Raw genomic sequence first — 24,929 nt, 5'->3', positions numbered from 1 at the left:
CACCGGAAGATCACCGCTTATTCACAGCCTTGTCCACGTGACGCCGCGCCTCGCCCGGCTTAGCATGCATGGTTGCAAGGAACTTCATGTCCGCACTCTTTTCCTACGCCGATAACGACCCGTCGTCAGACCGCCAGATTGCGCAGCTGCGCATCCCGCCGCATTCGATCGAGGCCGAATCGAGCGTGCTGGGCGGCCTGCTGCTCGACAACGGCGCCTGGGATCGCATGGGCGACGTGGTGGTCGACGGCGACTTCTATCGCCACGAGCACAAGCTGATCTACGCGGCCATCGGCACGCTGATCAACGCCAGCAAACCGGCCGACGTGATCACGGTCTACGAGCAGTTGCAGAACCTCGGCAAGGCCGACGAGATCGGCGGCCTGGCCTACCTCAACTCGCTGGCGCAGTACGTGCCGAGCGCGAGCAACATCCGGCGCTACGCTGAAATCGTGCGCGAGCGCTCGATCCTGCGCAAGCTGGTGAGCGCGAGCGACGAGATCGCCACCAACGCCTTCAACACGCAAGGCAAGGCGGTCGACAAGATCCTCGACGAAGCCGAGCAGAAGATCTTCAACATCGGCGAGGAAGGCTCGCGCATGAAGCAGGGCTTCCAGGGCATGGATTCCCTGGTGGTCGAACTGCTCGACCGCGTGACCGAGATGGCCGAGAACCCGAACGACATCACGGGCGTGCGCACCGGCTTCTACGAATTCGACAAGATGACCTCGGGCCTGCAGCCGGGCGACATGATCGTGCTGGCGGCGCGGCCCTCGATGGGCAAGACCTCGCTGGCCATCAACATCGCCGAGCACGTGGCGCTCAACGAAGGCCTGCCGGTGGCGGTGTTCTCGATGGAAATGGGCGCCTCGCAGCTGGCGGTGCGTATCGTCGGCTCGATCGGCCGCATCGACCAGGGCCACCTGCGCACCGGCAAGCTGACCGACGAGGAATGGCCGCGCCTGACCGAAGCCATCGAGAAGCTGCGCAATGTGTCGCTGCACATCGACGAGACGCCCGGCCTCACCACGAGCGAGCTGCGCGCCAACGCGCGCCGGCTGGCGCGCCAGTACGGCAAGCTCGGCCTGATCGTGGTCGACTACCTGCAGCTCATGAGCGTCTCGAGCAGCATGAACGACGAGAACCGCGCCACCGCCGTGGGCGAAATCTCGCGCGGCTTGAAGATGCTGGCCAAGGAGCTCAAGTGCCCGGTGATCGCGCTGTCGCAGCTGAGCCGCGGCGTCGAGAGCCGCACCGACAAGCGCCCGATGATGAGCGACCTGCGCGAGTCCGGCGCGATCGAGCAGGACGCCGACATCATCATGTTCATCTACCGCGACGACTACTACGACAAGAACAGCAAGGAGCCGGGCGTCGCCGAGGTGATCATCAGCAAGCACCGCAATGGCCCGACCGGCACCGTCAAGCTGGCCTTCCTGAAGCCGCTGACCAAGTTCGAGAACCTGGCGGGCGGCGGCAACGACTTCTGAGAATTTTGAGACCTTGCGGGACAGACCAAGAAACTGCGCAGCAGTTTTTGCTCTGTCCTCAACTGACTAGGCATCCGCTTTGAGCCGGCGCAGCATGTCAGCAAGGGTCTTCCCCGGCTCGTCCCTGAAGCGCTCGGGCAGCACTTCGATGGTGTCGATGCGGTCGATGCGAAAGCCGCGGAAGTCGTCGCGCAGCTCGCACCAGGCCGAGAAGGTCCAGACCTTGCCCCAATAGAAGCAGCCCAGCGGGCGCACCGTGCGCTGGCTCGGGGCGCCGGCGACATCGCGGTAGTCCATGCGCAGCTTGTGGCGCGACTGCACCGCCTCGCGCAAGGTCTGCAGTCGATCGCGCGTGCCGGCGTCGAGCACGTAGGCCGGCGCGTAGAGTGCCAGGCTCTCGGCCGACACCCGTGCCGCCGGCGGCAGCACCGACAGGATCTTGCCGAGCGCCGATTCGATGTCGCGCGCCATCGCGGCGTCGACCCAGCTCTGCGCCAGGCGGGCCGAGGCGACCAGTGCCGCGGCCTCGTCCTGCGTGAACATCAGCGGTGGCAGGTCGAAGCCGGAGCCGAGCCGGTAGCCGACGCCGGCTTCGCCTTCGATCGGCACACCCTGGCTTTGGAGGTCTGCGACGTCGCGGTAGACGGTGCGCTCCGAGACCTCGAGCCGGTGCGCCAGGAAGGCGGCCGTGGTGAGCCGGCGTCCGCGGATGAGCTGGACGATCTGGAACAGGCGGTCGGCACGGCGCATGGAGGGCGGTCAGCTTCCGATGATCTTGGTTTCGAAATCTTCGACGAAATAGCGCCTGCCTCGCTGGACCACGGTATGACCTTCGGATTCGAGCCGGCGCATGAGTTCATCGAGGCCTCCGGGGTATTTGAGATTCAGTTCGCCGTCGACCTTCAGCGTGCGCCAGTAGGGCGTGGTGTCGCGACGGCCGGCCTGCTGCTCTTCTGCCGCGGCCTGCGCCGCCATGCTGGCGAAGATCGCGGTGGTCACGGTGCAGCCGATGGTGGCGCCGTGCTCGCGCGCCAGTTGCTCGCCGATACCGAAGACGGTCACGAGGCGGCCCTCGGGCACCCGCCGCATCGCCTCCTCGACCTCGCGCGGGGAGGGCGTCACGATGGTCCCCGGTCCACGACGGCGCTGCATGGCGGGCGGAATGGGCTTCACTTCGGGCAGCCGCGGGTAGCCTGCGAGCTTCTCTCGCCAGCTCTTCTTGGCGTGTCGACTGCCGTTGGTGCCGCTCATGTCAGTCCGTCAGGATTCCGATGTGGATGGCGACCTGGTCGGGGCCGCTGTAGGCCTCGAAGTCGGTCTTGTAGCGACGCTTGATCTCGGGGTGCGCATCGAAATAGTGCCAGATCGCCTGCCACACCGCGAGCACCATCTGCGGCATCTCGCCGTGGCCGTGGAAGACCAGGTAGTCGCCGCCCTCGATCCGCACGCTCGCGGGGCCGTCCGCCACGGCGACGCCGGTCGTGATGTCGAAGGCCCCATGGGCATCGGCCTCGTAGTCCGAGTAGACGCCGAAGAGCCGCATGTCGTCGACGCGGTGCGGCGTCTTCTCGTAAACCCGCTCGCCGAAGAAGCGGTCCCACAGCGTGCCGATGCGGGCGGCCTGCGGATCGCTCTCGTCGCGGTTGGTGGTGCGCGCGGTCAGCCCCGCGACGCGGAAGGGTTCGAGGTGTCGACGCTGGGGTTGAGATTGAGATTGAGATTGGGATTGGGATTGCATGGTTTTCTCCATCATCGGTTTCAAGGGCCGAGGCCTTGCAGCTCGGCCTGCATGGCGGCCGCGATCAGTCCGAAATCGTGGTCGTTGACCTCGAACAGGCCGAAGCGGAACTTGCCGCCCCAGTGCTTCGGGTCGTCGACGAAATCGAACTGCTCGATCAGCGGCAGGATCGGCGCTTCCCGGGTCGCCGAGGCGTAGCGGACGTCGCGCCGCCAGGGAACGAAGCCATCGCCCATGTCGGCCTCATAGGGGTGGTCCCCGTGGACGACGCCGATCGATACGAAGCTCTGCAGCCGGTCGGCGCGGCCGAGGGTGGTGGTCGGCGCGTAGTAGGCGACATGGTCGCCGGCCCGGATGCGCTTGAGCGGCGCCAGCTTGCCGTGGCCGACCTGCATGAAGCCGCCCGCGGGATCGTCGCGGCCGCGGCGCGCATGCTCCGCGCTCGCGATGGCGATCCAGTTCCTGTGCCGGGTGGGGGCGGTCATGGCGTCAGGCCAGGGCGTGCAGCCCGACTTCGTTGCCCTCGGTGTCGCGCAGCACCGCGAAAGAGCCCATCTCGCCCGGCAGCGCCGTCTTCGGCGTCACGATCTGCCCGCCAGCCGGCGCCACGCGCGACAGCGCGGCGTCGATGCTCGGCATGCAGTCGAGATAGATCCGAACGCCGCTGCCCGCGGCGGCGGCGCGCGGCCCGCCGGCCACCAGGCAGCCGCCGGTGGCCGGCTCCTCGTAGGCGAAGATCGCCATCGCCGCGCCGCCCATGTCCTCGCGCTTGAGCGCGCGGCCGAGCACTTTCTCGTAGAAGGCCTGGGCCCGGTCCAGGTCGGCGACGGGGATTTCGAACCAGTTGATGGTGGTGGTCATGGTGGCTTCCTCAGGGGATGAATGAAGCCTCCATGCTGCGCGCCGCCTGCTGACAACGTAGTGTCAGCAGGCTTCAGCAGCGGCGAAAAATGGCCGAACTAGAGAACTTCGCTGGCGAAGTCGGCGAGCCGCGAGCGTTCGCCGCGCGCCAGCGTGATGTGCCCGCTGTGCGGCCAGCCCTTGAACTTGTCGACCGCGAAGGTCAGGCCGGAAGAGCCCTCGGTGAGGTAGGGCGTATCGATCTGGGCCAGGTTGCCCATGCAGATGATCTTGGTGCCCGGGCCGGCCCGCGTCACCAGCGTCTTCATCTGCTTGGGCGTCAGGTTCTGCGCCTCGTCGATGATCACGTACTTGTTCAGGAAGGTACGCCCGCGCATGAAGTTCATGCTCTTGATCTTGATGCGGCTGCGGATCAGCTCGTTGGTGGCCGCGCGGCCCCATTCGCCGGCGCCGCCGCCGTCGCCCTTGGCCAGGAACTCGAGGTTGTCGTCGAGCGCACCCATCCAGGGGCCCATCTTTTCTTCCTCGGTGCCGGGCAGGAAGCCGATGTCCTCGCCGACGCTGACGGTCGCGCGGGTCATGATGATCTCGGTGTAGCGGCGGTCGTCGAGTACCTGCGTCAGGCCCGAGGCCAGCGCCATCAGGGTCTTGCCGGTGCCGGCGGTGCCGGTCAGCGTGACGAAGTCGACGTCCGGGTCCATCAGCAGGTTCATCGCGAAGTTCTGCTCGCGGTTGCGGGTGTTCACGCCCCACACAGCGTTCTTGACCGAGCCGTAGTCCTTCAAAGTCTTCAGCACCGCGGTCTTGTCGCGGATCTCGGTCACGCGCGCATACATGCTGGGCTCGCCGGGCGCCTCGAAATACACGAATTGGTTGATGTAGAGGTTCGGCACGATCGGGCCGCTGATGCGGTAGAAGGTGCTGCTGCCGCTCTGCCAGCTTTCGACCGTCTTGCTCTGGCGGGTCCAGAAGTCGGCCGGCAGGGCCAGCGTCCCGGCGTAGAGCAGGTCGCCGTCCTCGAGCGTCTTGTCGTTCTGGTAGTCGTCGGCGGCCAACCCGAGCGCGCGTGCCTTGACGCGCATGTTGATGTCCTTCGACACCAGCACCACTTCCTGCTTCGGCCGGCCGGGCGCGTCCTCGGCGTAGAGGTCGCGCAGCGCCTGCACCACGCCCAGGATCTGGTTGTCGGCCTTGCCCTGCGGCAGGCTGGTGGGCAGCGTGTAGTCGAGCGGCGCGGTCTGGAAGAACAGTTTGCCCCCGGCCTCGCGGTGGCCGGTGGTGTCGAGTTTCAGCCCCTTGCCGATGTCGGCACCTTGCGCGCCGGCCAGGGCGTCGAGCGTGCGGCTGGTCTGGCGCCCGTTGCGCGCGACTTCGGTGGTGCCCTTCTTGTGGCCGTCGAGCTCTTCCAGCACGATCATCGGCAGGAAGATGTCGTGCTCCTCGAAGCGGAACAGGCACATCGGGTCGTGCAGCAGCACGTTGGTGTCGAGCACGAAGAGCTTCGCCGGACCGTTGGACTTGCTGCGCTTGGGGCGCTGGGCGACCTGCGGTGCCGGGGCGGGCGCCCGGACGCGGGTTTCGACCTGCACCGCCGGCTCCTGCACCGGACGCGGCGGCGCCTTGGCCCGGGGCAGCGGCGGCGGCTCGATCGCGGCGCCGGCCTCGGCCGCGTGGCGATCGAACAATTCGAGCGGCTGGGGCCCGTTCGAGTCGCTTTGCTCAGTCCTGCGGTCGGCCGAGCGGCGGCCGCTGCGTCCGTGCGAGGAACGGGCGGGCGCGTCGTGGGCGTCCGGCGAAAGCAGTGCGGCGCGTTTCGTGGGGGCGGGAGGCAAGGGCATGGAGGGTGTCGCTCGCAAAAGTAAAGGGGCCAGAAAGCGAAAAAGCCGCCTGAAGACCAGGGCGGCTTTTTTCGGTGGATGCGGTCGTGGAGCTCAACGGCATGAAGCCATTATGCACATCGCACGTGACGCAGCCTGTGATCGTTGCGCTTCGCCAACGCGAGCGCGAAAAACCACACGAATTCGGGTTTCAGGCGGATTTCTTGAGCGCCTTGACCGCCTTCAGGACGTCGTCGACGTGGCCCGGGACCTTGAGGCCCCGCCATTCGGCCTTCAGGATGCCGTCGGCGCCGATCAGGAAGGTGCTGCGCTCGATGCCCTTGACCTTCTTGCCGTACATGATCTTGTTCTTGACCACACCGAACATGTGGCACATCTTCTCTTCGGTATCGGCGATCAACTCGAAGGGGAGTTCGAGCTTCGCCTTGAATTCGTCGTGCGACTTCATGTTGTCGCGGGAGACGCCGAACACGGTGGCGCCGGCCTTCTCGAAGTCCTTGTAGCGATCGCGGAATTGCATCGCCTCGGTCGTGCAGCCCGGGGTATTGTCCTTGGGGTAGAAGTACATGACCAGCACATGGCCGAGGTGTGAGGTGTTCGAGACCTTCAGGCCGCCTGTCGCATTGGCGTCGAATTCGGGAATGGGTTTGTTGACAACGATCGCCATGAAACTTGTTTTCTCCGTTTGATTCCATGTCCGACCCAGTCGGGATCATGGAGGATTGGTCGTTGCTAACTGAGGGGGCTGGCCGCCGGTTCGCAACCCGCGATTTTACCCCGAAATGACTCCAATTGCCCTCAGGGCGACTCCAATTGCCCTCAGGGCTTCTCGATCAACAGCGCAGCGAGCACATGGCGCCCCTCGCTCGCGAGGATGTTGTAGGTGCGGCAGGCCGCGGCCGTGTCCATGGTTTCGACGCCGGTGCGCTGCGCCATCAGGGGTTGCAGCCAGGCCGGCTGCGGGAAGCGGATGCGCTTGCCGCTGCCGAAGATGATCAGTTCGGCGCCCAGCGAGGCCAGCTGGGCGAAATGCTCGGCGCCGAGCTGGCCGAAGTCGCTGGCGTCCCACTCGAAGCGCTCCCCGCGGGAGCCGACCACGACGCTGGATTCGACCCGTTCGTTGTTGATCGCGACCCAGCCCGGGCCGTGCGCAGTGAGGGTCTGGACGTCGGATTTGTCAGGCTGGAGCTTCATCGGGGAGGGGGTTGAAATGTGGTCAAATTATAGGTTTTCCCCTGCGCAGACCCCCTTGGAGGGACTTTGAAACCGCTCAAGAAATCGGCCAAGCTGGCCAATGTGCTCTACGACATCCGCGGCCCGATCATGGACGCCGCGAAGCAGATGGAGGAAGAGGGCCAGAAGATCATCAAGCTCAACATCGGCAATCTCGCCGTGTTCGGCTTCGATGCGCCCGAAGAGGTGCAGCAGGACATGATCCGCAACCTGCCGGCCTCGGCCGGCTACTCGGACAGCAAGGGCATCTTCGCGGCGCGCAAGGCGGTGATGCACGAGACCCAGAAGCAGGGCATCGCCGGCGTCACGCTCGACGACATCTACCTCGGCAACGGCGCCAGCGAGCTGATCGCGATGGCCACCAACGCGCTGCTCAACGACGGCGACGAACTGCTGCTGCCGGCCCCGGACTATCCGCTGTGGACCGCGGTCGCGAGCCTGTCGGGCGGCCGGCCGGTGCATTACGTGTGCGACGAGGACAACGGCTGGATGCCGAGCCTCGACGACATCCGCGCCAAGATCACGCCGCGCACCCGCGGCATCGTGGTGATCAACCCGAACAACCCCACCGGCGCGCTCTATTCGGACGACCTGCTCAAGGGCATCGTCGCAATTGCCCGCGAGCACGGCCTGGTGATCTTCGCCGACGAGGTCTACGACAAGGTCCTGTACGACGGCGTCCGGCACACGGCGATCGCCAGCCTGTCGAAGGACGTCCTGACGCTGACCTTCAACTCGCTGTCCAAGAGCTACCGCTCCTGCGGCTACCGCGCCGGCTGGCTGGTGGTGTCGGGCGACAAGAAGATGGCGCGCGACTACATCGAGGGCCTCAACATGCTCTCGAACATGCGGCTGTGCGCCAACGTGCCGGGCCAGTGGGCGATCCAGACCGCGCTCGGGGGCTACCAGAGCATCAACGACCTGGTCGCCCCGGGCGGGCGCCTGCGCCGCCAGCGCGACCTGGCCTACGACCTGATCACCGCGATTCCGGGCGTGAGCTGCGTCAAGCCCAGCGCGGCGCTCTACATGTTTCCCAAGCTCGATCCGAAGGTCTACCCGATCGAGGACGACCGGCAGTTCTTCCTCGATCTGCTGAAGGAAACCAAGGTGATGCTGGTGCAGGGCACGGGCTTCAACTGGGCCACGCCCGACCATTTCCGGATCGTGTTCCTGCCGCACGAAGAGGACCTGCGCGAGGCGGTGAGTCGCATCGCCGGCTTCCTCGAACGCTATCGAAACCGGGGCGCCTGAGCCCCATCTGCTCCAGAAGACAATCGAATGAACCCCATCCAAGTTGGCCTGCTCGGCATCGGCACGGTCGGTAGCGGCACCTTCCAGGTGCTCCGGCGCAATCAGGAAGAAATCAAGCGCCGCGCCGGCCGCGGCATCGAGATCACGATGGTCGCCGACCTCGACACGGCGCGCGCCAAGGCGGTGGTCGGCGAGGGCGTGCAGGTGGTCGCCGACGCCCGCGCCGTGATCGCCAACCCCGAGATCGACATCGTGGTCGAGCTGATCGGCGGCTACGGCATCGCCAGGCAGCTGGTGCTCGAGGCGATCGCCGCCGGCAAGCACGTGGTCACGGCCAACAAGGCGCTGCTCGCGGTGCACGGCACCGAGATCTTCGCGGCCGCCCATGCCAAGGGCGTGATGGTGGCCTTCGAGGCGGCGGTGGCGGGCGGCATCCCGATCATCAAGGCGCTGCGCGAGGGCCTCACGGCCAACTCGATCCAGTGGATCGCCGGGATCATCAACGGCACCACCAACTTCATCCTGTCCGAGATGCGCGACAAGGGGCTCGATTTCGCGACCGTGCTCAAGGAGGCGCAGCGCCTGGGCTACGCCGAGGCCGACCCGACCTTCGACATCGAAGGCGTCGATGCGGCGCACAAGGTCACGCTGATGAGCGCGATCGCATTCGGCATCCCGGTGCAGTTCGACCGTGCGCACGTCGAGGGCATCACCAAGCTCGCGGCGCAGGACATCAAGTACGCCGAGCAGCTGGGCTACCGCATCAAGCTGCTGGGCGTGACGCGCCGGGTGGCGCAGGGCGTCGAGCTGCGCGTGCATCCGGCGCTGGTGCCGTCGAAGCGCCTGCTGGCCAACGTCGAGGGCGCGATGAATGCGGTGGTGGTCCACGGCGACGCCGTCGGCACCACGCTCTACTACGGCAAGGGCGCGGGCAGCGAGCCGACCGCCAGCGCGGTGATCGCCGACCTGGTCGACATCGCGCGCCTGCACACGGCCGACGCCGCGCACCGCGTGCCGCACCTGGCGTTCCATCCGGACGCGATGAGCGACCTCAAGATCGTGCCGATGGCCGAGGTCGTGACCAGCTACTACATGCGCCTGCGCGTGGCCGACGAAGCCGGCGTGCTGGCCAAGGTCACGGGCCTGCTGGCCAGCGCGGGCATCAGCATCGACGCCGTGCTGCAGCGCGAAGCCGACGAAGTGGGCGGCGAAGGCTCGACCCAGACCGACCTCATCATCCTCACGCACGACACCCGCGAGGGCACGCTCGACGACGCCATGGCGCAGCTGCAGGCACTGCCGACCGTGCTGGCGCCGATCGTGCGCATCCGCAAGGAAGAGCTCTCCTGATGCGTTACCTGTCCACGCGCGGTCACCCGGACCGCCGCCGCTTCTGCGACATCCTGCTCGAGGGCCTGGCGCCCGACGGCGGCCTCTACCTGCCCGAGCAGTATCCGAACGTCGATGCGGCGACGCTCGAGAAATGGCGCGGCCTGAGCTACGCCGAACTGGCTTTCGAGGTGCTCTCGCTCTACGTCGACGACATCCCGGCCGCCGATCTGAAGGCACTCTGCGCCAAGACCTACACCGCCGAAGTGTTCGGCAGCGACGAGATCGTGCCGCTGCGCGAACTCGAGGACGGCGTCTACCTCGAAGCCCTGTCGAACGGTCCGACCTTGGCCTTCAAGGACATGGCGATGCAGCTGCTCGGCAACCTGTTCGAGTACGAACTGAACCGCCGCGGCGAGCAACTCAACATCCTCGGCGCCACCAGCGGCGACACCGGCAGCGCGGCCGAGTACGCGATGCGCGGCAAGAAGGGCGTGCGGGTCTTCATGACCTCGCCCGACGGCCGCATGAGCCCGTTCCAGCAGGCCCAGATGTTCAGCCTGCAGGACGCGAACATCCACAACATCGCCATCAGCGGCGTGTTCGACGACTGCCAGGACATCGTCAAGGCGGTGTCGAACGACCTGGGCTTCAAGCGCAAGTACAAGATCGGCACGGTCAATTCGATCAACTGGGCGCGGCTGCTGGCCCAGGTCGTGTATTACTTCGCCGGCTACTTCCAGGCCACGGCTTCGAACGACAAGCAGGTCAGCTTCACCGTGCCTTCGGGCAACTTCGGCAATGTCTGCGCGGGCCACGTGGCCCGCATGATGGGCCTGCCGATCCGCGCGCTGGTGGTGGCAACCAACGAGAACGACGTGCTCGACGAGTTCTTCCGCACTGGCGTCTACCGCGTGCGCGCGGCCGCCGACACGCACGAGACCTCGAGTCCCTCGATGGACATCTCCAAGGCCAGCAACTTCGAGCGCTTCGTGTTCGACCTGGTGGGCCGCGACGGCGCCAAGACGCGCGCGCTGTTCGAGGGCGAGCTGGGCCGGGCCGGGCGCTTCGACCTGAGTGGCGACCCCGCCTTCGCCGAGGCGGCGAAGCGCTTCGGCTTCGCCAGCAGCCGCAGCACCCATGCCGACCGCCTGGCCACCATTCGCGATACCGACAAGCGGTTCGCGACCCTGATCGACACCCACACCGCCGACGGCCTGAAGGCCGCCCGCGAGCACCTGGTCGCCGGCGTGCCGATGATCGTGCTCGAGACCGCGCTGCCGATCAAGTTCGCCGAGACCATCGTCGAGGCGCTGGGCCACGAGCCGGAGCGGCCGGCGCGCTTCGAGGGCATCGAGGCGCTGCCCAAGCGGGTCGTCAAGCTTCCGGCCGATGCCGAGGCCGTCAAGGCCTACATTGCGCAGCACTGTGATGACTGACAGGCCCCCACGCTCGTCACTTCGTGTACTCGCTGCCCCCCGAGGGGGCGCAGGCTGGCTTGGGGCGGCCCGGCGCCAGCCTGAGCAATCCGGCCGCGCATGAAAGTCATCGGCTTCGCCGGCTACTCGGGCGCCGGCAAGACCACGCTGGTCGAGCGCCTCATTCCGGTGCTCAGGCTGCTGGGCCAGCGCGTGTCGGTGGTCAAGCATGCGCACCACAAGTTCGACATCGACCATCCGGGCAAGGACACCTTCCGCCATCGCGAGGCCGGTGCCTTCGAGGTCGTGGTGGCCTCCGACAAGCGGCTGGCGCTGATGCGCGAGTTCGAGCGCCCGACCGAGCTCGGCGTGCACGCGCTGATCGCCGAGCTCGACCACGGGGTCGACTGGGTGCTGGTCGAGGGCTTCAAGCACAGCGACCTGTTCAAGATCGAAGTCTTTCGCGCGCCCGCGGAGGGCGAGGCGGCGCGGCCGGCGCGCTATCTCGAGGACGCCTTCGTCGTCGGCATCGCGACCGACGATCCCGCACGCCTGCCGCGGCCGACCGAGCTGCCGATCTTTGACCTCGATGACGTCGATGGCATCGGCGACTGGCTGCTGCGGCATGCCGAGCGTTTCGACTACAAGGTAGACCACCATGGCTAGCGCTTCCAACCGTCCCCCGCTGATGCCGCTCGACGAGGCGCTGGCGCGATTGCTCGCCGCCGCCGCGCCCCGCCTGGGCAGCGAGAGCGTGTCGACCTTCGAGGCCGACGGCCGGGTGCTGGCGCAGGACGTGGTATCGGGTCTGACCGTGCCGCCGCGCGACAACAGCTCGATGGACGGCTATGCGGTGCGCAGTGCCGATTGCGCGGCAGCGGGCACCGTGCTGCGGGTGGCGCAGCGGATTCCGGCCGGCAGTGTCGGCACGCCGCTCGCCGCCGGCACCGCGGCGCGCATCTTCACCGGCGCCCAGATCCCCGAGGGCGCCGATGCCGTCGTGATGCAGGAAGACACGGCCGCGCTGCCCGAGGAGGGCGGCCTGGGCCGCGTGCGCATCGAGATCGCGCCGGCGGCCGGCCAGTGGATCCGCCGCGCCGGCGAAGACGTCGCGGCGGGCGACGTGGTCCTCGCCCGCGGCGAGCGGCTGACGCCGGCCGGACTCGGCCTGGCGGCCAGCGTCGGGCTCGACCGGCTGCAGGTGTCGAGGCGCCCGCGCGTGGCCTTGCTGTCGACCGGTGACGAACTCGTGATGCCGGGCGAGGTGGCGCCCGAGGCAATGAAGCCGGGCTCGATCTACAACTCGAACCGATTCTTCATGCGGGCCCTCTTGGTGCGGCTCGGGTGCGAGGTCAACGACCTGGGCATCGTGCCGGACCGGCGCGAGACGACCATCGAGGCGCTGGCCGCCGCATCGCTCGGCAACGACCTGATCATCACCACCGGCGGCGTCTCGGTCGGCGAGGAAGACCATATCAAGGCCGCGGTGCAGCATCTCGGCCAGCTCGATCTCTGGTCGCTGTCGATGAAGCCGGGCAAGCCCTTCGCCTATGGCCGCATCGGCGACGCCCACCTCACGGGCCTGCCGGGCAATCCGGTGTCGAGCTTCCTGACTTTCCTGTTGCTGGTGCGGCCCTTCCTGCTGACCCTGCAGGGGGCGACGCGCGTGGCGCCCGAGCCGATCGCGGTGCGCGCCGATTTCGACTGGCCGAAGGCCGACCGGCGGCGCGAGTTCCTGCGCGCCCGGCGCAATGCGGCGGGCGGGCTCGACGTGTTCGGCAACCAGAGCTCCGGCGTGCTGACCTCCATGGTCTGGGGCGACGGCGTGATCGACACGCCGGCGGGCCAGCCCTTCAAGGCCGGCGACACGGTGCAGTTCATTCCCTTCGCCTCGCTGCTCGGCTGACCATGCAAGTCAAGGTCCGTTACTTTGCTTCGGTGCGCGAGGCGCTGGGAACCGGCAGCGAGACCGTCGACACCCGCGCGGCCGACCTCGGCGCCCTGCGTGACGAACTGATCGCGCGGGGCGAACCGCATGCCAGTGCGCTGGCCCGGGGCCGGGCCGTGCGCATGGCGCTCGACCAGATCATGAGCGCCGAGAGCGCCGCGCTGCGCGAGGGCAGCGAGGTCGCTTTCTTCCCGCCGGTCACGGGCGGTTGAGCGCCTGCAGCGTGTCGAGCAGGCGTTGGCGCCGCTCGGGCGCAACGCGGGTCATCGGCGAGCGCAGCTCGTCCTGCATCAGGCCCCGGGCGGCCAGCGCCGCCTTCAGCGGACCCGGGTTGGCATCGGAGAACATGGCTTCGATCAGGGGCAGCAGCGGCTGCCATTCGGCCCGCGCCTCGGCCAGCCGGCCCTCTTCCAGCAGGCGCAGCACCTTCACGAATCGCTCGGTCTGCAGATGCGCACTGGCGGCGATCGCGCCGGCGCCGCCCTCGGCCACCGTGGTGAAGAGTTGCGCGTCCTCGCCGGCCAGCACCTGCAGCCGGCCGTCGGCGATCAGGGCCCGGGTCTTGGCCATGTCGCCGCCGCAGTCCTTGATGCCGCGGATCCGCGGGTCGGCCGCCAGCGCCAGCAGGGTCTCACGCTTGATCGCGACGCCGGTGCGGTACGGAATGTCGTAGACCAGAAGCGGGACCGCGCTGGCATCGGCGATGGCCCCGAACCACTCGGCCAGGCCGGCTTGCGAAGGGCGGATGTAGCTCGGCGCCGGCACCAGCAGGCCGGCCAGGCCGCAGGCCGACAGCTTGCGGACCCAGGCCAGCATCTTGCCGAGGTGGTAGCCCGACAGGCCCATGACGCGGGGCAGCGAAGGGGCGGCCGCGGCGACCGTCGCCAGCACCGCCATCTGCTCGTCCTCGTCGAGCGCGGCGGCTTCGCCGGTCGAGCCGCAGACCACGAAGCCCGCGATGCCGGTGCCGGCCAGCTTTTCGGCCAGCGCGGCGAGCGCGGCATGGTCGACCGCATGGTCTCGGAACGGGGTCACGAGCGGGATCCAGAGGCCCGAGAAGTCGGGGGAAGGGGAGTGATGAGCGTCTTGCACGCAGTGGTCCTTTCAGGAATCGACCGATGGAGGAAACCACCGTCGAATGCGCGCACGCCACCCACTTCGGCCCGAGGCCTTGCAGTTCCGTCGCTCATCCGACGACGGAACCTGGGCTCCGGTCAGACGAGCTCGGGTTTTTTGGCTTTGCCTTGCAGGCGCACGCAGGCCGCTTCTTCGCGAGAAGCGGGCAGGCGTTGGAGGGCGCTGGAAGGCATCGCGCGAGTGTATCGCGGTGCCACAATCCAGGCATGCGCATCGCCCGTGTTTCGATCCAGACAGAGGACTTCGACCTGCAGCAGGAGGTCGCCGCGTTGCGTGCCGGCGACGCCGGGGTCGGAGCGGTCTGCTGCTTCATCGGCACGGTGCGCGACCGCAACGACGGCAGCGCCGTGGCCTCGATGGAACTCGAGCACTACCCGGGCATGACCGAGAAGGCGATCGAGGCCATGATCGACGAGGCCCGCAAGCGCTTCGACATCCTTGGCGCCCGCGTGATCCACCGCGTCGGCCTGCTGCAGCCGCAGGACCAGATCATGATGGTCGCCGTGACCTCGGCGCACCGCGGCCAGAGCTTCCTGGCCTGCGAGTTCCTGATGGACTACCTGAAGACCCAGGCGCCGTTCTGGAAGAAAGAAGAGACGCCCGAGGGCGCGCGCTGGGTCGATGCGCGCGCGACGGACGACGAGGCCATCGCGCGCTGGGGCATCGCCTCCGGCAATGCCGCCTGAGCCTCACTGCGGCTGGAAGCCGCTGTTCTTGATGATCTGCGCCCAGGTCTGGGTGTAGCTGCGAACGCGGCCGGCGAACTGGCCTTGCGGCATGTAGTCGACGCTCAGGCCCATCGCGGTCAGGCGCTCGCGCACATCCGGCATCTTGAGCACCTTGGCCAGCGCGACGCCGAAGCGGTCGATCACGGGCTGCGGCGTGCCAACCGGCGCGAAGATGCCGTAGTAGGGCAGGTCTTCCAGGCCCGCCAGGCCCAGTTCGGCAAAGGTCGGCACCTGCGGCAGCACGGCCTGCCGCTTGTCGCCGATCACGGCGACGACGCGGATCTTGCCGGCCTTCTGGTTCTCGATGAAGTCGGGGACCGAGCCGATGCCGGCCGAGATCTGGTTGCCCAGCATGTCGGCCAGCATCGGTGCGCTGCCGCGGTAGGGCGCAGCCTGGACGTCGATCTTGTACTTGGCGCCGATCAGCTTGACCAGGAACTCGGGGATCGATGCCGGCGCCGGGACGCCGATCGTGTCCTTGCCGCCGCGCTCCTTCTTGACCCAGGCCACGTAGTCGTTGACCGACTTGGCGGGCGTGCCGCCCGACACCGCGAGCGCGTTGGCGAAGGTGGCGAAGCCGGCCACCGGCACGAAATCGCGCGCCGCATCGAAGCCCGGGTTCTTCACCACCAGCGGCAGGATCGAGATCGAATGGTCGTGCGAGAGGAACAGCGTGTGGCCGTCGGCCGGCGCGGCCTTCAGCGCCTGGGCGGCGATCTGGCCGCCGGCCCCGGCGCGGTTGTCGACCACCACGGAGGTGCCCAGCTCGTCCTTGAGCTTCTCGGCCAGCGTGCGGGCGATCACGTCGGTGCCGCCGCCGGCCGGAAAGCCGACCAGCAGCCGGATCGGCGTGCCGGCCGGCTGGGCCAGCGCCACGCCTCCAGCGGCCAGAAGGCCAGCCGCGAAAAGGCCGCGCATGAGGCGCGTGGCGCCACTCCATGTTGACTTCAGCATCTATCGACTCCAATGATTGCGGGTAGAAAAAGTCCGGACGGTCTTGAACTCGCCACGGAACGGCCCTATTTTGAATGCAGGAATCAAGCCATGCGACAAGACAAACTCACCACCAAATTCCAGGAAGCCCTCGCCGACTCGCAGTCGCTCGCGCTGGGCAACGACAACGCTTATATCGAACCGGCCCACTTGCTGGTCGCGATGCTGCGCCAGGACGACGGCCCGCGTGCGCTGCTCGAGCGCGCCGGCGCCAATGTGCCGGGCCTTCTGCAGGCCGCCGAGGCGGCGATCAAGAAGCTGCCGAAGGTCGAGGGCCATGACCAGGTGCAGGTCGGCCCCGAACTCGGCAAGCTGCTGCAGGCGACCGAGAAGGAATCGATCAAGCGCAATGACCAGTTCATTGCCAGCGAACTGTTCCTGCTCGCGCTGGCCGACAGCAAGGCCGACATCGGCAACCTCGCGCGCAGCAATGGCGTGACGCGCAAGTCGCTCGAGGCCGCGATCGATGCGGTGCGCGGCGGCCAGGGCGTCAACAGCGCCGATGCCGAAGGCCAGCGCGAAGCCCTCAAGAAATACTGCCTCGACCTCACCGAGCGCGCCCGCCTGGGCAAGCTCGACCCGGTGATCGGCCGCGACGAGGAAATCCGCCGCGCGATCCAGGTGCTGCAGCGCCGGACCAAGAACAACCCGGTGCTGATCGGCGAGCCGGGCGTCGGCAAGACGGCCATCGTCGAGGGCCTGGCCCAGCGCATCGTCGCCGGCGAGGTGCCCGACTCGCTCAAGGGCAAGCGCGTGCTGTCGCTCGACATGGCGGCGCTGCTGGCCGGCGCCAAGTTCCGCGGCGAGTTCGAAGAACGCCTGAAGACGGTGCTCAACGAACTCGCGAAGGACGAGGGCCAGACCATCGTCTTCATCGACGAGCTGCACACCATGGTCGGCGCCGGCAAGGCCGAAGGCGCGATGGACGCCGGCAACATGCTCAAGCCGGCCCTGGCGCGCGGCGAGCTGCATTGCGTCGGCGCCACCACGCTCGACGAATACCGCAAGTACATCGAGAAGGACGCCGCGCTGGAGCGCCGCTTCCAGAAGATCCTCGTGGGCGAGCCGAGCGTCGAGGCCACGGTCGCGATCCTGCGCGGCCTGAAGGAAAAGTACGAGGTCCACCATGGCGTCGACATCACCGACCCGGCGATCGTCGCCGCGGCCGAGCTGTCCGACCGCTACATCACCGACCGCTTCCTGCCCGACAAGGCGATCGACCTGATCGACGAGGCGGCGGCCAAGATCAAGATCGAGATGGACTCCAAGCCCGAGGTCATGGACCGGCTCGACCGCCGCCTGATCCAGCTGCAGATCGAGCGCGAAGCCGTGCGCCGCGAGAAAGACGAGGCTTCGCAGAAGCGCTTCGGCCTGATCGAGGACGACATCGCGAAGCTGCAGAAGGAGATCGCCGACCTCGACGAAGTCTGGCAGGCCGAGAAGGCCCAGGCCCAGGGCAGCGCGCAGATCCGCGAGGAGATCGACAAGATCAAGTTCCAGATCGCCGAGTTCACCAGCAAGGGCGACTTCAACAAGGTTGCCGAGCTGCAGTACGGGAAGCTGCCGGGGCTCGAGAAGCGGCTCAAGGAAGCGCAGGACACCGAGGCCAGCAAGGGCAAGTCGAGTGCGCCTACGTTGCTGCGCACGCAGGTCGGCGCCGAGGAGATCGCCGAGGTGGTGGCACGCGCCACCGGCATCCCGGTGTCCAAGCTGATGCAGGGCGAGCGCGACAAGCTGCTCATGATGGAAGGCAAGCTGCACGAGCGTGTGGTCGGCCAGGACGAGGCCATCGGTGCGGTCGCCAACGCGATCCGCCGCTCGCGCTCGGGCCTGTCGGACCCGAACCGCCCGACCGGGTCGTTCCTGTTCCTCGGCCCCACGGGCGTCGGCAAGACCGAGCTGTGCAAGGCGCTGGCCGGCTTCCTGTTCGACAGCGAAGACCACCTCATTCGCGTCGACATGAGCGAGTTCATGGAGAAGCATTCGGTCGCCCGCCTGATCGGCGCGCCGCCGGGCTACGTGGGCTACGAAGAGGGCGGTTACCTGACCGAGGCCGTGCGCCGCAAGCCCTACAGCGTGCTCCTGCTCGACGAGGTCGAGAAGGCCCATCCGGACGTCTTCAACGTGCTGCTGCAGGTGCTCGACGACGGCCGCCTGACCGATGGCCAGGGCCGCACCGTGAACTTCAAGAACACGGTGATCGTGATGACCAGCAACATCGGCTCGCCGATCATCCAGTCGATGGTCGGCCAGCCGACCGAGGAGATCAAGGAAGCGGTCTGGGACGAGCTCAAGAACTACTTCAGGCCCGAATTCCTGAACCGCATCGACGAGACCGTGGTGTTCCACGCGCTCGACGCCAAGAACATCGAGGCGATCGCGGCGATCCAGCTCAAGGTGCTGAAGGACCGCCTGGCCAAGATGGACCTGGGGCTGGAAGTGTCGCCGGCGGCGCTGGCCGAGATCGCCAAAGTCGGCTTCGACCCGGTGTTCGGTGCCCGGCCGCTGAAGCGGGCGATCCAGCAGCGGATCGAGAACCCGCTGTCGAAGCTGCTGCTCGACGGCAGCTTCGGGCCCAAGGACACGATCAGCGTCGGCACCGATCCGATCCAGGCACCGGGGCAGTTCACGTTCACCAATGACCGGGAACCCTTGGCCGAGGCCGTATCCTAAGAACGATGCTGAATTTCTTTCTTCGCCTCGTCTTCTTCATGCTGGGCCTGGTCTTCGCGGCCAGCCTGGCGGTCGCCGTGCTGCTGCTGGCGGCCGTCTGGGGGCTGCGCTATGCCTGGGCCCGCCTGACCGGCAAGCCGGTGCAGCCGTGGGTCATGCGCTTCGACCCTCGCGGCGGATTCGACCGTTTTCGTGCCGCGGGCCGACCGGCCGAGCCGACGGCGGCCGACGTCGCGGGCGCCCGGGCCCAGGGACAGGCGGCCGATGCGCCGGTGCGCCTGCGCGATCCGGGCGTGGTCACCGACGTGCAGGCGCGGCCGGTGTCGCGCGACGACTGACACCCCGGGGCCGGTCAAAATAGCGGATGTCCACGCCGCGCCCGCCCGTCCTCGTCGAACCGCTCGAAGTCGAGTTCAGCGCCATCCGCGCGCAGGGCGCTGGCGGCCAGAACGTCAACAAGGTCTCGAGCGCGGTGCATCTGCGCTTCGACATTCCCGCCAGTTCGCTGCCTGAAGACGTCAAGGAACGGCTGCTTGCCCTGCGCGACAGCCGCATCACGCAGGAAGGCGTGCTGGTGCTGAAGGCGCAGAAGCACCGCAGCCAGGACATGAACCGCGCCGACGCGCTGGCGCGGCTGCAGGAACTGGTCGACGGCGTCGCCGTCGCGCCGCGCGTGCGGCGCGCCACCAAGCCGAGCTACGGCTCGAAGCAGCGACGGCTGGCGGGCAAGAGCCAGCGCTCGGAGATTAAGAGCTTGCGCGGGCCGGTGCGGGACTGAGATCCTGCGGCGTGCCTCCCGGCTGCGAGAGCGCCGCCAGCGCCTCCCCATCCGTGCGGTAGCTGAACAGCATCGGCCCCGGCGCCAGCAGCCCGGCGCGTTCGAGCACCTGCTGCGCCGGCAGCTTCAGGCCCGAGATGTGCAGCCGCACGCCCTGCGACTCCAGCAGGCGGCGGATGCTGCCGAACACTTCGGCGCCGGTGATGTCGATCCGGTTGATCGGGTAGGCGAACAGGCAGACGTCGGTGAGCCCGGGCCGCTGGGCCAGCGCCACCGTGATGGCGCGCTCCAGCGTGCTGGCGGATGCGAAGTCGAGTTCGGCATCCATGCGCAGCGCGTACAGGTCGGGCGCCAGCGGCGGCAGATGCCACAGGTGGCGGTCGCGCAGGCTGCCGTCAGGGTGCAGGCCGACCTCGATGATGCGCGGATGCAGATGGCGGTACATGTAGTGCGCCAGCGCCGCCAGCAGGCCGCCCAGCACGCCCCAGTAGATCGACGGCGCGGTGGCGATGGTCAGCACGAAGGTGCCGAGCGCGATCGCGGCCTCGATGCGCGAGATCCGCCACAGGGCCACGAAGGCCGAAGGCCGCAGCAAGCCGATGGTGGCGGTGGCGACGATCGCGGCCAAGACCGCCTGCGGCACGTGGTAGAGCAGCGGCATGGCCCACAGCAGGGCGGCCGCCACCACCGCGACGCTGAACAGCGTCGCCCACTGGGTCTTGGCGCCGGCGTACAGCGTGATGGCCGAGCGCGAGAACGAGGAGCTGGTCGGGAACGATCCCGTCAGGCCCGAGGCGATCTTGCCCAGCCCCTGGCCGATCAAGTCCTGGTTCTCGTTCCAGAGCTTGCCGGCGCGGGCATTGTCGACCTTGGCGCTCGATGCGGTTTCCAGGAAGCTCACCAGCGTGACCAGGAAGGCCGGCAGCAGCAGGTTGCCGAGCTCGTTGACCGTGAGGCCGCCCGGCCAGTAGAAGTGCGGCAGGCCCGAAGGCAGCCTGCCGATCACCGCGCCGCCGTTCAGCGCATAGCCGACCGCGGCGCTGATCGCGGCGGCGGCCGCGACCAGCGCCATGGTGGTCGGGAACTTGGGCGCCAGCCGCTTGCCGAGCCACAGCATCGCCATGCCGCCGAGCCCGAAGGCGATCGCGACCAGGTCGGGCAGCGGGCCATGCATCAGCTGGACCACCGAGCGGCCGGTGTAGCCCAGCAGGGCCGGCAGCTGCGACAGCGTGATCAGCACCGCCGCGCCCTGCGTGAAGCCCATCAGCACCGGCGAGTTGACCATCCGCAGCAGCCAGCCGAAGCGGGCCGCGCCCAGCGTGACCTGCATCAGTCCCGACAGCAGCGTGAGCCAGACCGCGTAGGCCACCCATTCGGTGCTGCCCGGGATCGCCAGCGGCGCCAGCGAGGCGCCGACCAGCAGGCTGGTCAGCGCGGTGGGCCCGACCGACAGCCGGGCCGAGGAGCTGAAGAGCAGTGCGATCAAGGCCGGCAGCAGCGCGGCGTAGACGCCGGTCACGAGCGGCATGCCCGCCAGCGCCGCGTACGCCACGCCCTGCGGGATGACCATCAGCGCGACGGTGACGCCGGCCGCGGCCTCGTTGACGAGCAGGGCCCGGTCGGGGCGTGGCCAGGTCAGGAAAGGGAGCCAGCGCTCGAGCTGGTCGCGGGTCAGGGCCATGCGCGGTGTCCGCGGAATGTTGGGGAATGCACCCGCCGATGATACGAAAGCGCCAGGGTAGATTCCCTCCATGACCGAACTGCGATCCCTTTTCGACGCCCAGCACCGGGCCAGCCGCGAGACCACCGACCTGTCGGTTGCCGAGCGGCGCGATCGCGTGCGGCGGGTGCAGCGCCTGCTCGACCAGCACGGGGACGCGATCTCGGCCGCGGTCGAGGCCGACTTCGGCGTCCGTTCCGCTGCGCTCACCGAGGTGGCCGACCTGCTGGTGCTGCGCAACCTGCTCAAGCAGCTGCTGCACCGCGTCGAAGCCTGGAGCCGGCCGGTGCGCGTGCGCACGCCGCTTCAGCTGAGGCCCGCGCGGGCCTTCGTCCAGCGCCAGCCGCTGGGCGTGGTCGGCGTGATCTCGCCCTGGAACTATCCGCTTCAGCTGTCGCTCGGGCCGGCGGCGACCGCGCTGGCGGCGGGCAACCGCGTGATGCTCAAGCCGAGCGAGCTCACGCCGCGCACCTCTGCGCTGCTGGCCGAGCTGATCGCGCAGGCTTTCGCCCCGGAGGAATTCACCGTGGTGGAGGGCGATGCGGACGTTGCCGCGCGCTTCGCGAGCCTGCCCTTCGACCACCTGTTCTTCACCGGCTCGACCGCGGTCGGGCGCAAGGTGGCGCAGGCCGCGGCGGCCAACCTGACGCCGACCACGCTCGAGCTGGGCGGCAAGTCGCCCTGCATCGTCGATGCCTCGGCCGACCTCGACGAGGCGGCGCTGCGCATCGCGCACGGCAAGCTGCTCAATGCGGGCCAGACCTGCATCGCACCCGACTACGTGCTGCTGCCGCGCGGCCGCGAGGACGCCTTCGCGGCCGCCTGGCAGCGCGCGGTGGCGCGGCTGTTCCCGCGCTTCGACGGCAATCCCGACTACGCATCGATCCTGGGCGAGGGTCACCTGGCGCGCCTGCGTGCGCTGCTCCAGGAGGCGAAGGACAGCGGTGCCCGCATCGAGCAGGCGGCCGCTGCCGGGCCGCCGGGCTCGCGCCAGTTGGCACCGGCGCTCGTCATCGGTCCGGACGCCGGACTGCGGCTGCTGCGGGAGGAAATCTTCGGCCCCATCCTGCCGGTGCTGCCCTGCGACGACGGCGACGAGGCGATCCGCTACATCAACGCCCGTCCGCGACCGCTGGCGCTCTACTGGTTCGGCACCGACACGGCGGCCCGCGACCGCGTGCTGGCGCGCACCGTGAGCGGCGGCGTGACGGTCAACGACACGCTGATGCACATCGTGCACGACAACCTGCCGTTCGGCGGCGTCGGCGAGAGCGGCTGGGGCGCCTACCACGGCGAGGCGGGCTTCCTGCGCTTCACCCAGCAGAAGGCGGTGCTGGTGCAGTCGCGCTGGTCGGCCGGCGCGATGATCTACCCGCCCTACGGCGAGAGATTCCGCCGCATGATGAAGCTGCTGCGGCTGATGAATTGACACCCCCCCGAAGCGCCTGCGGCGCCTCCCCCTCAAGGGGGCGATACCAGCGGCCCGGCAAAGCCGGTTCCGCGGTATCCCTGGCATTTGGCTGCGCCGGTTTCATGCGTCGCGGGTCACGCGATAGCGTGGTGCAGCAACTCGGATGAAGCCCGGCTTCAGCCGCGCTTCTTGTGCTGGAAGGCGGTCGGGGACTGCCCGGTGGCGGCCTTGAACATCGCGCAGAAGGCGCTGTCGGTGGCGTAGCCGCTGGCCGAGGCCACCAGGCTCACCGCCATGCCGCGCGCCAGCAGCGGCAGCGCATGGGCCAGCACCGCCTGCTGGCGCCATTGCTGCCAGCTCATGCCGAGCTGGTCGCGAAAGAGCCGCGCCACGGTGCGCTCGCTGGCGCCGATCTGCTGCGCCCGCTCGGCCAGCGTGGCCCGGTTGGCCGGATTGCGCAGCAGCGCCTCGCACAGCTGGCGCAGGCGCTTGTCGGTGGGCAAGGGCACGTCGATGCGGATCTGGGTGGCGCGCTCGAGCTCGTCGACCAGCAGCGGCGCGATCCAGCGCTCGCGCTGGGCGGCGTGCGGATCGGCCGGCGGCAGGCCGTCGGGCGTGGTGTCCAGCGCCAGCATCAGTGCGCGCAGCAGCGGACTGATCTCGAGCACTTCGCAGCGCTCCCAGGCCGGGCCGAGCCAGCTGTGGAGGTAGACGGTGCGCAGCTCGGCATCCTCGATCAGCGAGATGCTGTGCGGCATGTCGGCCGGCACCCAGAGGGCGCGCGAGGGCGGCACGATGTAGCTGCCGTCCTCGGTGCTCAGGCGGATCACGCCCCGCGTCGAGAAGGTCAGCTGCGGCCAGGGATGCTGGTGCAGCTCGACCTGCGTGTCGGCGTTGAGGAAGTGCTCCTTGGCCCGCAACGGACGCAGCGCATCGGGTGCGTAGAGGTGCGGCGTGAGCGGCCCGACGCTGTTGGCGGGCGCGGAGCCGGGAGCGCGGTCGGTCGCGGAGGGGGCGGCGATGGGCGGCATGAATTCGACAAATCTTGTCTCTGTATCGCCATTCTGCCGCTCCGGCCCAGCTTAGGATCGACCCCCGAGCCAGTTTCTTGTAGCAATCCATGTCTTCCGCCACCCATTCCCCCGCCGCGCCCACCGTGCGTTCCGACGTCAAGCTGATCGGCCTGGTCGGCCTGGCGCATGCCGTCAGCCACTTCAGCCAGCTGTTGCTGGCGCCGCTGTTCCCGTGGCTGAAGGACGCCTTCAACGTCAGCTACACCGAGCTCGGCGCGGTGCTGACCGCGTTCTTCGTGGTCTCCTGCGTGGTGCAGGCTGCCTCGGGCTTCATCGTCGACAAGCTCGGCCCACGGCCGGTTCTGTTCGTCGGGCTGGGCCTGCTCGGGCTGGCGGCCTTCGGCTACGCGCTGGCGCAGAGCTACTGGATGCTGCTCGGCGCGGCGGTCGTCGCCGGCGTCGGCAACGGCGTGTTCCACCCCGTGGACTACACCCTGTTCAACCGAAAGGTGGCGCCGACCCGCCTGGGCCACGCCTACAGCGTGCACGGCATCACGGGCAGCCTGGGCTGGGCACTGGCTCCGGCCATGATGGTGCCGCTGGCGATGGCTTTCGGCTGGCGCGTCGCGCTGGCGGCGGGCGGCGGCGTGGCGGTGGTGGTGCTGCTGGTCCTGTGGCTCAACCGGAGCGTGCTGTCGCTCGACGTCAAGGCGGTGCAGCACGCGACCGGCACGGCCGGCCCGGCGGCGGCGGGCGGCGAGTTCGCCTTCCTGAAGATCCCGGCGGTCTGGATGTGCTTCGGCTTCTTCTTCTTCTATGCCATGGCCCTGAGCGTGGTGCAGACCTTCGCGCCGTCCGCGGCCGGACGGCTGCACGACGTGCCGGTGGCGCTGATCGCGATGTGCCTGACGATCTACATGGTCGCCAGTGCGGCCGGCATGGTGGTGGGCGGCTTCCTGGCCTCCGACCCGACGCGTTGCGAGCGCATCGTCGGTGGCGGCTTCGGGGTGGCGGCGGGGCTCGCGCTGGTGCTGGCCCTGGCCGACTTCGCGCCGGTGCTGGTGCCGGTGATGTTCGGCGCCATGGGCTTCGCCTCGGGCATCGCCGGGCCGTCGCGCGACCTGCTGGTCAAGCGCTCGACCCCGGCCAATGCGACGGGCCGCGTCTACGGCGTGGTCTACGCCGGGCTCGACATCGGCCAGGCGGTGGCACCGCTGATCTTCGGGCGCCTCATGGACCACGGCCAGTACGTCAGCGTGATCGTCGGGCTGGCGGTGGTGCAGGGCGTGCTGATCGCCAGCGCCTTCAATGTTCGACGGGTGCGGCGCGAGGCGCTGGTGCCGGCCTCGGCCTGACGCCGCGCCGCCGCT

The 24,929-nt window shown here is 68.5% G+C and carries 25 protein-coding genes; 13 read left to right on the top strand and 12 right to left on the bottom strand.

What is annotated here, in order from left to right:
* Positions 1 to 86 precede the first annotated feature (86 nt).
* Positions 87 to 1,490 carry a replicative DNA helicase gene (dnaB, locus tag QTI68_RS21915; RefSeq protein ID WP_286507457.1) on the top strand — a complete coding sequence of 468 codons (1,404 nt, stop codon included), beginning with the start codon at positions 87 to 89 and terminating at the stop codon, positions 1,488 to 1,490.
* Between the two features lie 66 nt (positions 1,491 to 1,556).
* On the opposite strand, the gene QTI68_RS21910 is transcribed toward dnaB, so the two are convergent.
* From QTI68_RS21910 to QTI68_RS21875, 8 genes are all read right to left on the bottom strand, one after another.
* Positions 1,557 to 2,240, bottom strand: a complete 684-nt coding sequence (locus QTI68_RS21910) for a helix-turn-helix transcriptional regulator (RefSeq protein WP_286524441.1) — start codon at positions 2,238 to 2,240, stop codon at positions 1,557 to 1,559.
* Positions 2,241 to 2,249: 9 nt separating this feature from the next.
* On the bottom strand, positions 2,250 to 2,741 hold the full coding sequence (locus QTI68_RS21905; protein ID WP_286524439.1) for an MGMT family protein: 492 nt from the start codon (positions 2,739 to 2,741) through the stop codon (positions 2,250 to 2,252).
* Position 2,742: 1 nt separating this feature from the next.
* Complete coding sequence (locus tag QTI68_RS21900; RefSeq protein ID WP_286524437.1) at positions 2,743 to 3,228, bottom strand: GyrI-like domain-containing protein; 486 nt, start codon at positions 3,226 to 3,228, stop codon at positions 2,743 to 2,745.
* A gap of 20 nt (positions 3,229 to 3,248) precedes the next feature.
* On the bottom strand, positions 3,249 to 3,713 hold the full coding sequence (locus QTI68_RS21895; protein WP_286524432.1) for an EVE domain-containing protein: 465 nt from the start codon (positions 3,711 to 3,713) through the stop codon (positions 3,249 to 3,251).
* Positions 3,714 to 3,717: 4 nt separating this feature from the next.
* Positions 3,718 to 4,089, bottom strand: coding sequence for a VOC family protein (locus QTI68_RS21890; RefSeq protein WP_286524430.1), 372 nt, complete (start codon positions 4,087 to 4,089; stop codon positions 3,718 to 3,720).
* Between the two features lie 98 nt (positions 4,090 to 4,187).
* Entirely contained in the window at positions 4,188 to 5,927 is a 1,740-nt protein-coding gene (locus tag QTI68_RS21885) for a PhoH family protein (protein ID WP_286524429.1), read from the bottom strand.
* A 190-nt stretch (positions 5,928 to 6,117) separates the two neighbouring features.
* A complete protein-coding gene (locus QTI68_RS21880; protein WP_286507466.1) occupies positions 6,118 to 6,594 on the bottom strand; it encodes a peroxiredoxin in 477 nt (158 codons plus the stop codon).
* A gap of 152 nt (positions 6,595 to 6,746) precedes the next feature.
* Positions 6,747 to 7,121 (bottom strand): Mth938-like domain-containing protein, encoded by a 375-nt coding sequence (locus QTI68_RS21875; RefSeq protein WP_286524426.1) that lies wholly within the window; start codon positions 7,119 to 7,121, stop codon positions 6,747 to 6,749.
* Positions 7,122 to 7,187: 66 nt separating this feature from the next.
* Here QTI68_RS21875 and QTI68_RS21870 point away from each other — a divergent pair, with 66 nt between their 5' ends.
* The 6 genes from QTI68_RS21870 to moaD all read left to right on the top strand — a co-directional run bounded on the left by QTI68_RS21870 (position 7,188) and on the right by moaD (position 13,318).
* Positions 7,188 to 8,411: a pyridoxal phosphate-dependent aminotransferase gene (locus QTI68_RS21870; protein WP_286524424.1), complete on the top strand. Its 1,224-nt coding sequence runs from the start codon at positions 7,188 to 7,190 to the stop codon at positions 8,409 to 8,411.
* A 27-nt stretch (positions 8,412 to 8,438) separates the two neighbouring features.
* Positions 8,439 to 9,761 carry a homoserine dehydrogenase gene (locus tag QTI68_RS21865; protein WP_286524422.1) on the top strand — a complete coding sequence of 441 codons (1,323 nt, stop codon included), beginning with the start codon at positions 8,439 to 8,441 and terminating at the stop codon, positions 9,759 to 9,761.
* Positions 9,761 to 11,179, top strand: a complete 1,419-nt coding sequence (gene thrC, locus QTI68_RS21860; RefSeq protein WP_286524419.1) for a threonine synthase — start codon at positions 9,761 to 9,763, stop codon at positions 11,177 to 11,179. The genes QTI68_RS21865 and thrC overlap by 1 nt, the downstream gene beginning before the upstream one ends.
* A 99-nt stretch (positions 11,180 to 11,278) precedes the next feature.
* The gene (gene mobB / locus QTI68_RS21855) at positions 11,279 to 11,824 is read left to right on the top strand and encodes a molybdopterin-guanine dinucleotide biosynthesis protein B (RefSeq protein ID WP_286524416.1); all 546 of its coding nucleotides are present in this window, start codon (positions 11,279 to 11,281) and stop codon (positions 11,822 to 11,824) included.
* Positions 11,817 to 13,064 (top strand): molybdopterin molybdotransferase MoeA, encoded by a 1,248-nt coding sequence (locus tag QTI68_RS21850; protein ID WP_286524414.1) that lies wholly within the window; start codon positions 11,817 to 11,819, stop codon positions 13,062 to 13,064. The genes mobB and QTI68_RS21850 overlap by 8 nt, the downstream gene beginning before the upstream one ends.
* 2 nt (positions 13,065 to 13,066) lie before the next feature.
* Positions 13,067 to 13,318 carry a molybdopterin converting factor subunit 1 gene (gene moaD / locus QTI68_RS21845; RefSeq protein WP_286524412.1) on the top strand — a complete coding sequence of 84 codons (252 nt, stop codon included), beginning with the start codon at positions 13,067 to 13,069 and terminating at the stop codon, positions 13,316 to 13,318.
* On the opposite strand, the gene dapA is transcribed toward moaD, so the two are convergent.
* Complete coding sequence (dapA, locus tag QTI68_RS21840) at positions 13,305 to 14,141, bottom strand: 4-hydroxy-tetrahydrodipicolinate synthase (RefSeq protein ID WP_286524411.1); 837 nt, start codon at positions 14,139 to 14,141, stop codon at positions 13,305 to 13,307. The two genes, moaD and dapA, sit on opposite strands and share 14 nt — an antisense overlap.
* A gap of 308 nt (positions 14,142 to 14,449) precedes the next feature.
* On the opposite strand from dapA, the gene QTI68_RS21835 reads away from it, so the two are divergent.
* Positions 14,450 to 14,929, top strand: coding sequence for a molybdenum cofactor biosynthesis protein MoaE (locus QTI68_RS21835; RefSeq protein WP_286524409.1), 480 nt, complete (start codon positions 14,450 to 14,452; stop codon positions 14,927 to 14,929).
* A gap of 3 nt (positions 14,930 to 14,932) precedes the next feature.
* Here the strand turns inward: QTI68_RS21835 and QTI68_RS21830 are convergent, their stop codons facing one another.
* Entirely contained in the window at positions 14,933 to 15,925 is a 993-nt protein-coding gene (locus QTI68_RS21830; protein ID WP_503011722.1) for a Bug family tripartite tricarboxylate transporter substrate binding protein, read from the bottom strand.
* Between the two features lie 90 nt (positions 15,926 to 16,015).
* Between QTI68_RS21830 and clpB the strand changes: the two genes are divergently transcribed.
* Genes clpB through arfB form a run of 3 tightly spaced genes read left to right on the top strand, consistent with a single transcriptional unit; the run spans position 16,016 to position 19,415 of the window.
* Positions 16,016 to 18,637 (top strand): ATP-dependent chaperone ClpB, encoded by a 2,622-nt coding sequence (gene clpB, locus QTI68_RS21825; protein WP_286524408.1) that lies wholly within the window; start codon positions 16,016 to 16,018, stop codon positions 18,635 to 18,637.
* A 5-nt stretch (positions 18,638 to 18,642) separates the two neighbouring features.
* A complete protein-coding gene (locus QTI68_RS21820; protein ID WP_286524405.1) occupies positions 18,643 to 18,975 on the top strand; it encodes a hypothetical protein in 333 nt (110 codons plus the stop codon).
* Between the two features lie 26 nt (positions 18,976 to 19,001).
* Complete coding sequence (gene arfB / locus QTI68_RS21815; protein WP_286524403.1) at positions 19,002 to 19,415, top strand: alternative ribosome rescue aminoacyl-tRNA hydrolase ArfB; 414 nt, start codon at positions 19,002 to 19,004, stop codon at positions 19,413 to 19,415.
* Here the strand turns inward: arfB and QTI68_RS21810 are convergent.
* Positions 19,384 to 21,096 carry a SulP family inorganic anion transporter gene (locus QTI68_RS21810; RefSeq protein WP_286524400.1) on the bottom strand — a complete coding sequence of 571 codons (1,713 nt, stop codon included), beginning with the start codon at positions 21,094 to 21,096 and terminating at the stop codon, positions 19,384 to 19,386. The two genes, arfB and QTI68_RS21810, sit on opposite strands and share 32 nt — an antisense overlap.
* Positions 21,097 to 21,166: 70 nt before the next feature.
* Here QTI68_RS21810 and QTI68_RS21805 point away from each other — a divergent pair, with 70 nt between their 5' ends.
* Positions 21,167 to 22,564, top strand: a complete 1,398-nt coding sequence (locus tag QTI68_RS21805) for a coniferyl aldehyde dehydrogenase (RefSeq protein ID WP_286524398.1) — start codon at positions 21,167 to 21,169, stop codon at positions 22,562 to 22,564.
* Positions 22,565 to 22,722: 158 nt separating this feature from the next.
* On the opposite strand, the gene QTI68_RS21800 is transcribed toward QTI68_RS21805, so the two are convergent.
* Complete coding sequence (locus tag QTI68_RS21800) at positions 22,723 to 23,577, bottom strand: AraC family transcriptional regulator (protein WP_286524395.1); 855 nt, start codon at positions 23,575 to 23,577, stop codon at positions 22,723 to 22,725.
* A gap of 89 nt (positions 23,578 to 23,666) precedes the next feature.
* On the opposite strand from QTI68_RS21800, the gene QTI68_RS21795 reads away from it, so the two are divergent.
* Positions 23,667 to 24,914: an MFS transporter gene (locus QTI68_RS21795; protein WP_286524393.1), complete on the top strand. Its 1,248-nt coding sequence runs from the start codon at positions 23,667 to 23,669 to the stop codon at positions 24,912 to 24,914.
* The last annotated feature ends 15 nt before the right edge of the window (positions 24,915 to 24,929 follow it).

This window comes from Variovorax sp. J31P207, from assembly GCF_030316965.1.
Taxonomy (GTDB): domain Bacteria; phylum Pseudomonadota; class Gammaproteobacteria; order Burkholderiales; family Burkholderiaceae_C; genus Variovorax; species Variovorax ginsengisoli_B.
This window is presented reverse-complemented; position numbering and strand designations above follow the sequence as displayed.

Coding starts and splice junctions, on each gene's coding strand:
- dnaB (WP_286507457.1), top strand. CDS start 87: ATGTCCGCACTCTTTTCCTACGCCGATAACGACCCGTCGTCAGACCGC.
- QTI68_RS21910 (WP_286524441.1), bottom strand. CDS start 2,240: ATGCGCCGTGCCGACCGCCTGTTCCAGATCGTCCAGCTCATCCGCGGA.
- QTI68_RS21905 (WP_286524439.1), bottom strand. CDS start 2,741: ATGAGCGGCACCAACGGCAGTCGACACGCCAAGAAGAGCTGGCGAGAG.
- QTI68_RS21900 (WP_286524437.1), bottom strand. CDS start 3,228: ATGCAATCCCAATCCCAATCTCAATCTCAATCTCAACCCCAGCGTCGA.
- QTI68_RS21895 (WP_286524432.1), bottom strand. CDS start 3,713: ATGACCGCCCCCACCCGGCACAGGAACTGGATCGCCATCGCGAGCGCG.
- QTI68_RS21890 (WP_286524430.1), bottom strand. CDS start 4,089: ATGACCACCACCATCAACTGGTTCGAAATCCCCGTCGCCGACCTGGAC.
- QTI68_RS21885 (WP_286524429.1), bottom strand. CDS start 5,927: ATGCCCTTGCCTCCCGCCCCCACGAAACGCGCCGCACTGCTTTCGCCG.
- QTI68_RS21880 (WP_286507466.1), bottom strand. CDS start 6,594: ATGGCGATCGTTGTCAACAAACCCATTCCCGAATTCGACGCCAATGCG.
- QTI68_RS21875 (WP_286524426.1), bottom strand. CDS start 7,121: ATGAAGCTCCAGCCTGACAAATCCGACGTCCAGACCCTCACTGCGCAC.
- QTI68_RS21865 (WP_286524422.1), top strand. CDS start 8,439: ATGAACCCCATCCAAGTTGGCCTGCTCGGCATCGGCACGGTCGGTAGC.
- thrC (WP_286524419.1), top strand. CDS start 9,761: ATGCGTTACCTGTCCACGCGCGGTCACCCGGACCGCCGCCGCTTCTGC.
- mobB (WP_286524416.1), top strand. CDS start 11,279: ATGAAAGTCATCGGCTTCGCCGGCTACTCGGGCGCCGGCAAGACCACG.
- QTI68_RS21850 (WP_286524414.1), top strand. CDS start 11,817: ATGGCTAGCGCTTCCAACCGTCCCCCGCTGATGCCGCTCGACGAGGCG.
- moaD (WP_286524412.1), top strand. CDS start 13,067: ATGCAAGTCAAGGTCCGTTACTTTGCTTCGGTGCGCGAGGCGCTGGGA.
- QTI68_RS21835 (WP_286524409.1), top strand. CDS start 14,450: ATGCGCATCGCCCGTGTTTCGATCCAGACAGAGGACTTCGACCTGCAG.
- QTI68_RS21830 (WP_503011722.1), bottom strand. CDS start 15,925: ATGCTGAAGTCAACATGGAGTGGCGCCACGCGCCTCATGCGCGGCCTT.
- clpB (WP_286524408.1), top strand. CDS start 16,016: ATGCGACAAGACAAACTCACCACCAAATTCCAGGAAGCCCTCGCCGAC.
- QTI68_RS21820 (WP_286524405.1), top strand. CDS start 18,643: ATGCTGAATTTCTTTCTTCGCCTCGTCTTCTTCATGCTGGGCCTGGTC.
- arfB (WP_286524403.1), top strand. CDS start 19,002: ATGTCCACGCCGCGCCCGCCCGTCCTCGTCGAACCGCTCGAAGTCGAG.
- QTI68_RS21810 (WP_286524400.1), bottom strand. CDS start 21,096: ATGGCCCTGACCCGCGACCAGCTCGAGCGCTGGCTCCCTTTCCTGACC.
- QTI68_RS21805 (WP_286524398.1), top strand. CDS start 21,167: ATGACCGAACTGCGATCCCTTTTCGACGCCCAGCACCGGGCCAGCCGC.
- QTI68_RS21800 (WP_286524395.1), bottom strand. CDS start 23,577: ATGCCGCCCATCGCCGCCCCCTCCGCGACCGACCGCGCTCCCGGCTCC.
- QTI68_RS21795 (WP_286524393.1), top strand. CDS start 23,667: ATGTCTTCCGCCACCCATTCCCCCGCCGCGCCCACCGTGCGTTCCGAC.